Origin of the sequence: Bacillus sp. AFS029637 (assembly GCF_002584985.1) — a bacterium.
Lineage (GTDB): Bacteria > Bacillota > Bacilli > Bacillales > Bacillaceae_G > Bacillus_A.
The window spans coordinates 236,505-249,698 of the sequence record NZ_NUPZ01000022.1 but is presented as its reverse complement, the minus strand read 5'-3'; the positions used below and the strand labels follow the sequence as shown (position 1 = coordinate 249,698).

13 protein-coding genes and 1 pseudogene are annotated in these 13,194 nt (G+C 33.9%); 5 read left to right on the top strand and 9 right to left on the bottom strand.

The window, feature by feature from the left end:
* The first annotated feature begins 209 nt into the window (after positions 1–209).
* Positions 210–986: a hypothetical protein gene (locus COE49_RS10795; RefSeq protein ID WP_088230420.1), complete on the top strand. Its 777-nt coding sequence runs from the start codon at positions 210–212 to the stop codon at positions 984–986.
* Positions 987–1,089: 103 nt separating this feature from the next.
* Here COE49_RS10795 and COE49_RS10790 read toward each other — a convergent pair whose 3' ends face one another.
* The 5 genes and pseudogenes from COE49_RS10790 to COE49_RS10775 all read right to left on the bottom strand — a co-directional run bounded on the left by COE49_RS10790 (position 1,090) and on the right by COE49_RS10775 (position 5,279).
* Positions 1,090–1,428, bottom strand: coding sequence for a single-stranded DNA-binding protein (locus tag COE49_RS10790; RefSeq protein WP_098252936.1), 339 nt, complete (start codon positions 1,426–1,428; stop codon positions 1,090–1,092).
* A gap of 217 nt (positions 1,429–1,645) precedes the next feature.
* A pseudogene (locus tag COE49_RS28475) lies at positions 1,646–1,818 on the bottom strand (DUF4318 domain-containing protein).
* A 114-nt stretch (positions 1,819–1,932) separates the two neighbouring features.
* The gene (locus tag COE49_RS10785) at positions 1,933–2,664 is read right to left on the bottom strand and encodes a Bax inhibitor-1/YccA family protein (RefSeq protein ID WP_098252937.1); all 732 of its coding nucleotides are present in this window, start codon (positions 2,662–2,664) and stop codon (positions 1,933–1,935) included.
* A gap of 75 nt (positions 2,665–2,739) precedes the next feature.
* Positions 2,740–4,635 carry an ABC-F family ATP-binding cassette domain-containing protein gene (locus COE49_RS10780; RefSeq protein WP_098252938.1) on the bottom strand — a complete coding sequence of 632 codons (1,896 nt, stop codon included), beginning with the start codon at positions 4,633–4,635 and terminating at the stop codon, positions 2,740–2,742.
* Positions 4,632–5,279 (bottom strand): HD domain-containing protein, encoded by a 648-nt coding sequence (locus COE49_RS10775; protein ID WP_098882503.1) that lies wholly within the window; start codon positions 5,277–5,279, stop codon positions 4,632–4,634. Before COE49_RS10775 ends, COE49_RS10780 begins: the two co-directional genes overlap by 4 nt.
* Positions 5,280–5,388: 109 nt before the next feature.
* Here COE49_RS10775 and COE49_RS10770 point away from each other — a divergent pair, with 109 nt between their 5' ends.
* Both COE49_RS10770 and COE49_RS10765 read left to right on the top strand, forming a co-directional pair.
* Positions 5,389–6,141 carry a hypothetical protein gene (locus COE49_RS10770; protein WP_098882504.1) on the top strand — a complete coding sequence of 251 codons (753 nt, stop codon included), beginning with the start codon at positions 5,389–5,391 and terminating at the stop codon, positions 6,139–6,141.
* Between the two features lie 675 nt (positions 6,142–6,816).
* Positions 6,817–7,143, top strand: coding sequence for a YolD-like family protein (locus tag COE49_RS10765; RefSeq protein WP_088230426.1), 327 nt, complete (start codon positions 6,817–6,819; stop codon positions 7,141–7,143).
* An 853-nt stretch (positions 7,144–7,996) separates the two neighbouring features.
* Here COE49_RS10765 and COE49_RS10760 read toward each other — a convergent pair.
* From COE49_RS10760 to exsG, 4 genes are all read right to left on the bottom strand, one after another.
* Positions 7,997–8,272: a stage V sporulation protein S gene (locus COE49_RS10760; protein WP_088230427.1), complete on the bottom strand. Its 276-nt coding sequence runs from the start codon at positions 8,270–8,272 to the stop codon at positions 7,997–7,999.
* Between the two features lie 326 nt (positions 8,273–8,598).
* Positions 8,599–10,203 (bottom strand): esterase/lipase family protein, encoded by a 1,605-nt coding sequence (locus tag COE49_RS10755; RefSeq protein WP_088230428.1) that lies wholly within the window; start codon positions 10,201–10,203, stop codon positions 8,599–8,601.
* Positions 10,204–10,426: 223 nt separating this feature from the next.
* Complete coding sequence (locus COE49_RS10750) at positions 10,427–10,636, bottom strand: hypothetical protein (RefSeq protein ID WP_140417336.1); 210 nt, start codon at positions 10,634–10,636, stop codon at positions 10,427–10,429.
* A 215-nt stretch (positions 10,637–10,851) separates the two neighbouring features.
* Positions 10,852–11,004: an exosporium protein ExsG gene (gene exsG / locus COE49_RS10745; protein ID WP_088230430.1), complete on the bottom strand. Its 153-nt coding sequence runs from the start codon at positions 11,002–11,004 to the stop codon at positions 10,852–10,854.
* A gap of 208 nt (positions 11,005–11,212) precedes the next feature.
* Here exsG and COE49_RS10740 point away from each other — a divergent pair, with 208 nt between their 5' ends.
* Both COE49_RS10740 and ric read left to right on the top strand, forming a co-directional pair.
* Positions 11,213–12,076 (top strand): excalibur calcium-binding domain-containing protein, encoded by an 864-nt coding sequence (locus COE49_RS10740; protein WP_098252939.1) that lies wholly within the window; start codon positions 11,213–11,215, stop codon positions 12,074–12,076.
* 213 nt (positions 12,077–12,289) lie between these two features.
* Positions 12,290–12,997 (top strand): iron-sulfur cluster repair di-iron protein, encoded by a 708-nt coding sequence (ric, locus tag COE49_RS10735; protein WP_098252307.1) that lies wholly within the window; start codon positions 12,290–12,292, stop codon positions 12,995–12,997.
* The last annotated feature ends 197 nt before the right edge of the window (positions 12,998–13,194 follow it).

The following is a 13,194-nucleotide window of genomic DNA, read 5'->3' as shown; positions in this document are numbered from 1 at the left end:
TAAAAAACTCTCCTTTATTGCGTGTTCTTAGGTGTATTGTAACATGTTATCACTCTATACTCCTACTCGGATGCTTTATTTTACGACTATCTTTTCTTTTTAAGCAGGTTATTTGTTTTCTTTGTCGTACTTAAAAAGAGTCAACTATTTAATTGGCAATTTAGTTTATAGAAAACTTTATAAGTAGAAGAAGCTTTGGAGGATATTCCATGAAAAAAGAAGAACTTTTTAAAAATATAAGAACATTGATGAAAATGCACTCTGAAGGGCTTATTGGTGGAGAAACAATGCCTGAAGACGTTTTGATTGGTGTTATTCCGGAAGATGAATTAATGGATGTTTTAACACTAACTATGGCCTTGAATTATCAACGAAATTCCTATACTTTGTGGAAAGCAGTTGTAAAGGCGTATCAAGATGAAGAAACAAAGTGGATTTTCAATCTACACGATGTAGCAAATAGCGACATAAATACCCTCCGTAGCTCATTACTTTTTCACCGTGTAGGATTACAACCTAACCGTCATCCAGAGATTTGGAGACGTGTAGCTAATGGGATAGTACAATCTTCAAAAAAAGGAAATGTACAAGGTCTTCTAGAATCGGTGCGATTTGATATTTCTTCCTTAAAGAATATTATGCAAGGCACACGTAAATCCGATTTCCCCTATCTTTCCGGACCAAAAATCTTCAATTACTGGTTATATGTCTTAGAGAGTTATGCAAATGTCGCCTGGAATTCTCGTGAACTTATTACAATAGCCCCAGATACACATATATTGAAAGCTACAGTAAAGTTAGGACTATGTTCTTCAGACGTATTAAATGGAAGTACTTCAGATCGACAAACTGTATCTAAAATATGGGAGACTGTATTGACTAATAGTAACATCTCCCCTATCGATGTCCATACACCATTATGGTTGTGGAGTCGTGCAGGTTTTCCGCAACTTTCAAGCTTGGAAACATTACAAAACAACCCCTAATAAAAATGGATAAAAAATAAATCTATATTTTTTATCCATTCCTTTAAGTTTTATCAAAATACTTTCATAGAATTCTATCGAACCTATTATTTAAAGCCTTATTTTATTGCGATGCCCCCTCCCGCCTTCTCTCCAAAAAGGTAATACTCTCAATCACGACTTCCGTTCTATATATTCTCTTTCCTTGCTCATCATCGTAATTACTCGTATGAATACGTCCGGTAATCCCAACAAGTGACCCCTTCGTACAATATTCAGTTACATTCTCAGCCGACCTTCGCCATACGACACAATTAATAAAATCTACTTGTTGTTCACCCAAACTATTTCGAAAACCTCTATTCACCGCAATACATATTCGTGCATAAGCGACTCCTTGTTTTGTGTAGTATAATTCTGGCTCCTTTGTCAATCTACCGATTAATACAACTCGATTCATCATAAGTTATACCACCTCACATGTTTTTCTTTATTGTAAAGAAAAATGTGCAAAGGGTAAAAAGTGCAAAAGGGTATGTTTGTATATAAAAATGTTGATTTTCTATTTTATAAATACAAAAAAGAAACCTTACACATTTTAAACATGTAAGGTTTCAAAAATATTATACTTCACTACAAGATATATAATAGCCTCCGTTAGCTATCTTTATCGCAGTATACTATATTTCGTTTTCTAAGTAGAAAGTAATTGGTTTAACTTTACTCTCAAATTTTAGTTACTCATTGCATTCAGCTACACATAATTCAATCACTGAAGTAATGACTTCCTATGATGGATACGTTCAAGCTTCATCTAGTTCTATGAAAAACTTTTAGAAAATAGTTTTATCATAAGCCCTTTTCCCTTTCAGCATATTCCATCCCCTTCAGTTCGAGTTATCAATCCCCCTTTTTAATTTATCTTTGAAAATATAAAAATCCTGCATTTTTCATGCAGGATTTTTTACTAGTCATTTTTCGTAAAGTAAGAAACGAAACGAAGAATTTCTAAGTATAACCATACTAGAGTCATCATGAGACCCATTGCACTGTACCACTCCATATATTTTGGAGCTTGGCTACGCGCACCACTTTCGATTAAATCGAAATCTAGTAATAAGTTTAATGAAGCAACTACAATAACAACCGCACTAATGATAATACCAATAGTTCCACCTTGGTGAATATATGGTACAGTTACACCGAACATATTTAATAAGAATACGATCAAATACATAACCAGAATCCCCATTGTTGCAGCCATTACACCCGTACGGAATTTATCTGTTACCTTTACAACGCGCGTCGCATATAAAACTAACATTGCAAATAAAATTGAAATTGTTAGTAATACAGCGTTTAAAACGATAGCATCGCCAAATTTCATTGTATAAATCGCTGAAATACTTCCTAGTACAACCCCTTCTACCGCTGCATAGATTGGCGCCCCAATTGGTGCCATTCGCGGGAAGAAGATAGATGCAAATGCAATAATTGCTGCGATTACTAATGCACCAATTAATACTGGCATTTTCATCGTACCCTCTACCATCTGTATGTATGAATAGACAGACGTTGCAAGTAGTAAGATAAGCATAATGAACGTTTTGCCTACTGTTCCGCCAATAGTCATCGCAGAAGCATTTGCTCCCTCTTTACGGAATGCCTCTTTTTTCAACATTGGATTAGATGTTCTCATTTTTTCCCTCCTAAAATAGGTTCTACCAATAGTGTAAAGTTTTTCTCTTTACTTTTCAATATATGCTGCTTGTTTTTATTTTAAACCTTCAACGATGTCTGATAATTCGCTCCATCTTTCCATCGTTTTCTCTAGCTCTTCTTCTGTTTTCTGCTGTGCTTCAGACAATTCTTGCGCTTTCGTAAAATCAGAACCAACATTCGCAAGTTCTTCTCCAAGCGATTCAAGTTTTTCTTCAAGCTCTGCAATAGTATCTTCAATTGTTTCCCATTCACGCTGCTCGTTATATGAAAGTTTACGTTTACGTTGTTGTTTCGGTGCTTCTTCTACTATTTTTTTCTCTTTTTGCACTTCCGCTTTCTCAATAAGCTCTCTCGTTTTTTCCATCTCTAAATAATCTGTATAACTACCTAGAAATTCACGCACTTCGCCCTCGCCAGTGAAGATGAACAATTCATCAACTACTTTATCTAAAAAGTAACGATCATGCGATACAGTTAAAACAACACCTGGGAAATCTTCTAAATAATCTTCTAGTACTGTTAATGTTTGTGTATCTAGATCATTCGTAGGTTCATCAAGTAATAGTACGTTCGGTTCTCCCATTAATATACGTAATAAGTATAAACGTCTTCTTTCACCACCAGATAGTTTACCAAGGGGTGTACCATGTGAATGTGGCGGGAATAAGAAACGTTCTAACATTTGAGACGCACCGATTACTTTTCCATCTGTCGTATGAATGACTTCTGCAATTTCTTTAATGTATTCAATCATACGTTGATTTAAATTCATCTCTTCATTTTCTTGCGTATAATAAGCAATTTTGACTGTTTGTCCAACTTCAATTTCACCACTATCAGGAGATATCTTACCTGCAAGCATATTTAATAAAGAAGATTTTCCACTTCCATTCGCTCCAATAATCCCTATACGATCGCCTGGTTTTACAATATGATTAAAATTATGTAGTACCGTTTTATCGCCAAATTTTTTCGTTACATCTTTCAACTCAAGTACTTTTTTCCCAAGACGGCTCCCGCTAAGTGCAATATCAACTGACTGTTTTGAAGCTGGTCCTTCTTGTCCTTTTAATTCGTCAAAACGCTGAATACGTGCTTTTTGTTTTGTTGAACGAGCTTTTGCCCCGCGGCGAATCCATGCTAGTTCACGGCGATATAAGTTTTGGCGTTTTGATTCTTGCGCAATTTCTTGTTCTTCACGAAGTGCTTTCGCTTCTAGAAACGTACTGTAGTTACCTTCATAACTATATAACTTTCCGTTGTCTAATTCGAAAATACGATTCGTCACACGGTCTAAGAAATAACGATCGTGGGTTACTAGCAATACTGCACCCGTGTATCTTGCTAAATATTCTTCTAACCATTCAACTGTCTCATGGTCAAGATGGTTCGTAGGCTCATCTAAAATTAATAAATCAGGCGTTTCAATAAAGCATTGCGCCATCGCAATACGTTTTTTCTGTCCACCAGATAAATTTCCAACAGTTGCTGTAAAATCAGTAATACCTAACTTCGTTAATAACGATTTCGCATTCGCATTTGCTTCCCATGCACTCATCGCATCCATACGCTGTTGAACTGCGAATAATCGCTCTTGAACTTTCTCATTGCTTGGATCTTTTTCAATATGTAATAATGCTTCTTCATATTCACGAAGCAAACGAATTAACGGTGTATCACCATGAAAAACTTGCTCTAGTACCGTTAAATTCTCATCAAAATCCGGTTGCTGTGATAAATAACTAATCGTATATCCACGTGTATGTGTCATATCGCCAGTGTCAGGAATTTCAGCCCCTGCAATAATTTTTAATAAGGTCGATTTACCAGTACCGTTCACACCGATAATACCTGCGCGTTGTCCTTCTGCAATACTAAATGATAATCCATCAAATAACGGTTTTTCTCCATATGATTTCGATAAGTTCTCCACAGTTAACATTTTCATATTTGTGCATTCCACTCTTTCATAAATTGTTCAATAAATTGTTCCATATAACGATGACGAACTTCAGCCTCTTGTTTTGCTGCGTTCGTATTCATTAAATCTTTTAATTTCAATAATTTTTCATAAAAATGATTTAAAGATGGATCGTTATTTTTTCTATACTCTTCTTTCGTCATCACTTCACGCGGCGGAATAGTTGGATCATACATTAATCTACCTTTCGCTCCGCCGTATGCAAATGTACGTGCAATTCCAATTGCTCCAAGGGCGTCTAAACGGTCCGCATCTTGAACAATCTTCCCTTCAAGTGACTCAACAGCGCCGCCATGGCCACCTTTATAAGACATATTTGCAATAATATGAAGAACATGCTTACTTACCTCTTCTTCAACACGTAACTCTTCTAACCAATCAGAAACTTTTTTCATTCCTGCTTCTTCACTTTCATTTAACTTTTCATCTGCCACATCGTGAAGTAATGCCGCCATTTCAATTATAAAACGATTTCCACCTTCTTGCTCAGATAAAGACATCGCCAGTTTATGTACACGCTCAATATGATACCAATCATGCCCACTCGCATCTTTTTCTAAAATATGTTTTACAAAAGTAATTGTTTTTTGAATTTTTTCTTGTTTTGTCATTTTATCTTCACCCAGTTACTTATTGTAACACGCCCGCATTTTTTCATCACATATTTTCTTGTCCGCCCATACACTAGGTGGTAGGCATTATCATGAAGGAGGAATAAATATGTTCTATAATAATCAACCGCCTTACCCAAGGCAACCATTTTACCCTCAGCAACAGGAACAAGAACAAAGATATACAGAACAATATGAAGAACAAGAGCAACAATTTCAACAAAATCCATACGCAACACCGCAATATCAAGAAGCTAATTATCCACAAAATCCATATGAAGCGCCGCAAACTCAGGAACAACAATATCAGCAAAATCCATATGGCACACGTCCAAGTTACGAATATCCACAAAATCCATATATAGCACCACAAACTCAAGAACAACAATATCAGCAAAATCCATATGCAGCACCGCAAACTCAAGAACAACAATTTCAACAAAATCCATACGCAACTCAGCTACAACAAACGCCATTCCAACAACAAATGTATCAACCAAACTATGACGCACGTGTCTCACCACCTAAACCACCAACAATTGATCCGACACAACCACAAATTTTACCACCAGGACCGACACTTGATATTACACAACCACAAATCTTACCTCCTGGACCAATTACAGAACCAACGCAACAACAAATTCAACAAGTTGTCGGTACACAGTTTTTACCTTTAAAGAAACCTGTATTAGATTTCGTAAAACCTTGGGTAGATTACGGTTTAAATGAAGCGAAACATACATCACACAAACATGCTTTAACAGAAGTTGCTGCGATTATGTTTTTAGTTGGTAAAGGATTTAATCCTACGATTGCGCATTATATTGTAGAATCTTGGGAGAAGAATGAGCAGTTTTAGGGTTGTTCATTTTATATTATATAAAACTATAAAAGTGCTGCAAATGCCTATTATACAAGCATTTGCAGCACTTTTTATTTGTTATATTATATTCTATTCCAAAAGGTATTTCATATTTTCCCGCGTGTTTTTATATTATTTGTGAGCAAATAATAGCCTTTTAATTCAACTGTATTAGGTCGATTTTCATTTTAAAAACAATTCATTTAAGATAAATTTCTACGATAAATCTTGAATTACAATCATCTTGATAAATAGGTATTACCGTTCTCATTGTTGAACTTTTATGCGGATCAAGCTTCACACCCTAATAACATATCAAAGTAATCACGAAACCCCTATTTATAGGGAATCTTAAAAATTTGAAACTCAAAACAAATAATATTGTTTCATTATTTCGTGGGCGTTTTGTGGGTACTTTTGTGGGCATCTATTAATCAAAAAACAAAAGAGCACAGCATGTATATAAAGTGCTACCAACACTCTATATACCGTCCGCCTACTCACGATAGGTAAACACTTATATAAAAATCATGGTTAGTTAAATCCGTATTGATTATATGTGGAACCAAAAATCCCTACGTATGCATTTTATTATTTCATAAATAATACACATATCTCCAAAAACCTGTATAATGATACAGTTATTTATAACAATTAAGGGGATATACAAACATGTCAAAAAGAAGAGAAATAGTTAAGCAGACTCCATCCGCTTCGATACCGAAGAAATTCATCGGTATTGGTAAGATTATAAAAAAACAAACAAAAGTGGAGCGTCCTACATTAACCCAAGACGAACAAGAAATGATTGAAAACAAGTTATTATGTGCATACCTTTCTGAAGAGAAGATATCGATTACTTATTATAGAGATGGTCATTTGCTAACTAGATATATGACTGTAACTGACATAAATCCGATAAAGAATTTAATAACTTGCACTGACGCATCCTATAACAGAATTTTTCTTGATTTTATAGATATAATTGATTTAAGCTAAAAAACATAAAGTTTTCCAAAGATAGCCGGAATATCAGACTTTGAAATAGAAAATCTGATATTAGAAGACAGTACTATGAAGGTTATGAGGTCTATTTTTAACGCGTTTCGTTTACTTAGTAAAATCATAAACCTTATATTAAAGGCATTATCTAAAAATAAATTCTAGTTACATAGAAATTAAAAAAACCGTCATTTAAATAGGCGGTTTTTCTATTTTCACCTTCCTTTCTCCTATCTACACATCCACAATTTACTTTCCAATCCTCCCCCTATTCTTCGCATAGCATGTACTAAAAAGGAGATGCGTGCTTAATATGTCAAACTATTATTACTTCACTCCTCTCAATCATATTTATATTTCAGATATTCCCTCCTTTAGAACAATTCCAGCACTTTTATGTATAGGCTAAAGTCTGCTCTTTTTTAATACAAACATTCCCTTTTCAATGCCCACCATAAATTACCTCATTTCTCTACAAAATGAAATTTTTACCACAAAAGTAATTATTAAATATTTTACGCTTATACATTATAATGGAATAGTTATTGTATATTGGCATTAAGAGAAGCGCTCTGATTAAGCGCTTCTCTTTTTTGATATTGATAAAATAACGAACATTCATTTTGAAATCCAGCTGCCCCCTATAACACACGAATATTTTATATTATATAAAACTATAAAAGTGTCACAGATGCCTGTTATATAAGCATTTGTGACACTTTTCATTTGTTATATTCATGTTTATTACTAAGAATGCGACTTTATAACATTATGCATAGAATTATAAATCAAAAAGAAAAAGGCCAATTTCTATCGCCCCTTTCAAACTACATCTTATTAATATTCTTTATTAAGACCTTTTCTTTCTAGGACCTACAATTAATTTAATTGCTGTTCTTTCTTGATCATTAATAGAAATCTCTTGAAATGCTGGAACAAAAGTCAAATCAACACCACTTGGAGCGACAAATCCTCTTGCAATCGCAATTGCTTTAATTGCTTGATTTAAAGAACCAGCCCCAATCACTTGAATCTCCACATTGCCACTTGCTCTTAGTACACCTGCTATTGCACCTGCGACTGAATTTGGACTTGATTTTGAAGATACCTTTAATATATTTTCCATGTAAGTTGCTCCCTCTATTATTTAATCCCTCTTTTGTTACAGCTTAAAATCTTTTAACATATCTTTAACTACTATTCACACCAAAAGCAAACAATGCTATTTAAGTACATTCATTCGATACTTTTCGTCTTCTTCCTGCCCGACTGCATAAATAAAAACCGACAACCAAAAAACCTTTTTATACAAATATTTAAATAACAGAAATCTAGCTCCTTTTATAGAACGTAAGCTCACTTTTCTATTCGTATAATACACACGAAAAAAATGCAGAAATCTTTTTAACACAAGGTTTCTGCACTTTTATATTAATACATTTTTATTCTATCTTACTTCTCCACATAAACCGACTTAACTAGCGTACGACTATATGGTTGTCCTTCTTTATTCGTCCCTTTTATATCCATCGTTACGTTATATACCCCTGGTTCCTTTATGTCTTTCAAAGCGCCTGTAAATGTATCTGTATTAACATTTTGTAATTCATTGCTTTCAGATACTAGCTTCCCTTCTTTATTTACGACTCTTACCGTTATTGAAAGATTACCTTTCATTTCAGGTGCTGTAGGAGATTTTTTAAGTTTATACTCTGATTTGTTTACTTTAACCTTTGATGGCATTTGAAGAACAAATGGCGCCCCATTCTTGTAATCGCTTACAATTAGGTAAGCATCTTTTGATTGCTTCGCCATCATTTTAACTTTCCATTCTCCTGCTTCCATTTTATCAAATTTAAATGTTCTAATTGTCGCCCCATTAAAGAAAGATTCACCTTCACCAGTAGTTATAACGCTATCTTTGTTTGTATATACTTTTCCTTTTGGAGACATCAGTTGTATTTCTACATGAGAAGAAGCAGTTAGTACAGAAACTATCCCTTCTGCCTTTTTATCAACCGCCACAGTTTGCTCTATCCACTGATTTTGCGGCAATTCCCCTCCTATAATATTTTGATTAGCAGTTGTGTTTAACTGTTCTACCTTCTCATCAGAACTATAATTCGGCGCTACTAAAGCTGGCACGCCTACATTTGCTGTACGTAAGTATGGTTCAATTCGTGAGAAAACAGCTGACCCTTTTCGTATATTGTCATGATCAAACTTTGAATCTGTAAATAAATGCGTTCCATATGGTAACTTAGCACTCCACTCATTCACTAATCCATCATTTGAACCGTACGATGACAAATACAAACCACCCATAGATAATGCAGAAAAGACGGGACCCCAGCTTGTACCAGTAGCTGTATAGTAACGGTTTAATTTAACTGCAGGATTATTATCTATTGTAGAACGAAATTTTGCCATTTCTCCTATTTGTAATGAGTACGTACCATCATCTTTTTGACCTAATATAGAAGCAAGCCAACCTGCCCACCAGCTATATGATAAATCTGCTAAATTCGATCCGTGATGCGGTGTAGCGAGTGTAATAACATTTCCAACAAATCGATTCGCTCCATATCCAACTAATGCAGCTTGTGTATCGATACCACCTTTACTATGCGCTACAATATTAACTTTTTTACCGAAATGATTATATATTTCTTCAAGTTTTTGCGCTAACAATTTTCCGTTGTCCCACTGACTAGCCGATCCTTTCCCCGCAGCATCATATAATTGTATAAATACGGTTTGATAACCTGCTTTCAAAGCATAATCATACATATCATTTATATCGTGATATACTGTCTTTCCATACCAACTATCCGCATTACCATTCCTTCCTTGGACAAAAAGGATTGGAGGCTTACTCTCATCATAATTAGTTGGCTTTTGACCTAAAAACCATTCTCCAGGTGTAAATACTTCTTGATCAGGAAATCCAGTTTTAAGCTCTTTTACTCCCTCCGCCTCTACTTTCGTACTAACAACCAATGGAGCCATAATAATAAATGCGAGAAATAGTATCATACACCTTTGCAAAATCCTCATTAACATTCCCCCTTTTTTGAAAGGAAGCACTAATTTTACTCTAGTTTATTTTTGTAGATAAAATAAATAGTAACTGTCCTTTCTTATGAAATGTTATTCTCTCATCATTTACTCATTCCTTTACTCAGTAAACGCATAAAAATTTTCTCAATACATTTCTCTACTATAAAAAGCTACGTATAAAAGGTCTCTTATTCATAACCCTTTATACGTAGCTTCTTTATTATAAATCAATGATATATTCATCATCATATTTATCGTATTGTAACCCTGCCCCTATTTGGGATTCCGTAACCTGATCTCTTAAAAACGGTGCATATTCCATTTTGCTAGTTGCAATTTCAATTCCATATTTTTTCGTTAAATGGGCTAATTCTATTAAAAACCACTCTCTTCGCAATACAACTGGAATATCAAATGTTCGTCTTTTCATATATAATAGCACCTCTTTTATTTTCATAACTTTAAAAAATTCACTCCATACATTTCTTAAGACTAGTGTTCATCAATTACAGCAAATGAAACATTATAGTATATGCATGTCCCTTTTAAACGTGCTATTACAAAAATAGTATCGTAGTTCACATAATATAATTATGTATAAGTAGAAAGAGGCTTGTCCTCCTCTTTCTACTATAGGGATTTAAATTAAGAACATCTTGGTACACCAAAAGCTAAAAATAATCCTGCAACTCCTGCTGTAATCGGTACTTTTAACGTAATAACATCGTCCACTTTCGTTACTAAAAAGTACGCATTACCTTCTTGTAATACACAATTTACTACCAATTGAAATTCCATTCAGCTCTCCTCCTTTCAATCGATATACTATAATTTATGAAACTTATTTCAAAAAGTAATAGTAATTATATCCATTTTTCTTAATATAAAAATTAATTGTTAATTATTCTGTTAAAAATATTAATTTTCTAAATTTATATAAAACGTGTAATATCCAATAAGTTCCTATATAATCAATAGTGAAAATCTTACAAATGGAGGTATAAAAATGGCTATTTTGAGTAATATTGGCGCAGCTTTATTTTTAATTGCTATCATTCTTTTAATCTTATGTATCATTTCATTCTTTAAGAAAAATGGAAAAGCAAAACAATATGGGCGTCCTACCGTTATTCTTTTTATGATTTCAATTGTATTAATAATTACTGGGGTAGAAACTTCTAATCACCCAATTGTTGAATTCTTTACTATATTAAGTTTTGTCTTATTTATTTTCTTCCTTGTTCTAGCACTTTTATCTGTAATTAAGAAAACCGGTGTAGCAAAAAAACAATTTATCATTACAGCAGTATTGTTTGTCATTTTTGTTGCGCTAACAAGTATTTCAACTCCTTCTTCTGAAAAAACAACAGCAACTAGCAAGAAAGTTGCCTCAAACAATGAAGAACAAAAAGATAACGAAAAGAAAAAAGAACTAGAAAAGAAAGAAGCGGACGAAAAAACTCGTAAGCAAGAAGACGAAAAACGCCAAGCCGAGGAACTAGCTCGTAAGCAAGAAGATGAAAAACGCCAGGCTGATGAACTAGCTCGTAAACAACAAGAAGAACAAAAGCGTCTGGCTGATGAACAGGCTCGTAAACAGCAAGAAGAGCAAAAACGCCAAGCTGATGAACAGGCTCGTAAACAACAAGAGGAACAGAAACGCCAAGCTGATGAACTAGCTCGTAAACAACAAGAAGAACAGCAAAAAGCGCAGCAAGCCCAAGCGCAACCAGATGCAGGAAATACTAGTAATGTATCCTACGCAAATTGTGCCGCAGTTAGAGCTGCCGGGAAAGCTCCTTTATATAAAGGTCAACCAGGATATAGTCGTAAACTAGATAGAGAAGGCGATGGAGTCGCATGCGAATAATAATAAAAAAAGAAGCTTAATAGAAGCTTCTTTTTTTACTGTAACGTCTTATATTTAATATCTCTTCCCCTTTTTTCAGATGCGTCCTTAAATAAATTTCATATTATTATTCTCAAAAATGACACATATTAAGTGATTTATATCACCACACTCATTTTCGTATATTGCTATTCTTAGTTTAGTTATCACAATAAACTTTATGGAGGCATTCATATGGAACATACATTTACTGAAACTTCTATTGTCGGTGAGATTGTTACACAATTTCCGAAATCCAGTGATCTTTTTAAATCATATAGAATAGATTTTTGTTGTGGTGGTAATAAACCACTTATTGATGCAATTAATGAAAGAAATTTATCAGCTTCTGAAGTAATTTCAGAATTAAATACGCTTTATCATAAGACAAAACTATTAAACGAATCTGAAATTGATTGGAAAAATGCTTCTTATCGCGAATTGATTGATTATATAATTAATAAGCATCATCGCTATTTAAATGAAGAATTGCCACAGCTAAGTCCATATGTGACGAAAGTATTACGCGTTCACGGGGCAAGTCAGCCTCATTTAGCTCAAATTCATACGCTATTTCATGAACTTAAGATGGAACTAGAACAACATTTAATTAAAGAAGAAACGGAAGATTTCCCATTAATTTTAGAATTCGAACAAAATCCAACTGATGAAAACTATGCAAAGTTACGTAAAGTAGTAGATGAATTAGAAAATGAACATAATCACGCTGGAAATATTATAAAAGAACTTCGCAAAGTGACAAATGACTTTACTCCTCCAGAAGGAGCTTGTGGCACTTATCGCCTTGTTTACCAACGTCTTGAAGCGCTAGAGTCTGATTTATTTGAGCATATTCATTTAGAAAATAATATTTTATTTCCACGTGCCATTACGAGAGCATAAATTAAGTGCAGGACATGAGTTTACATACTTATGTCCTGCTTTTTCATTTTGCGAAAAATATCCACATCCCCCTCACACAAATCCGAATTTTAACAATTTGTGAATTATTATAAAGATGTGATAAATATCACATCTCCCCCTTTTTTGATTTTCTATAATAAAAATATAATCCTTTGTTCAATATTTCACATAAAAAG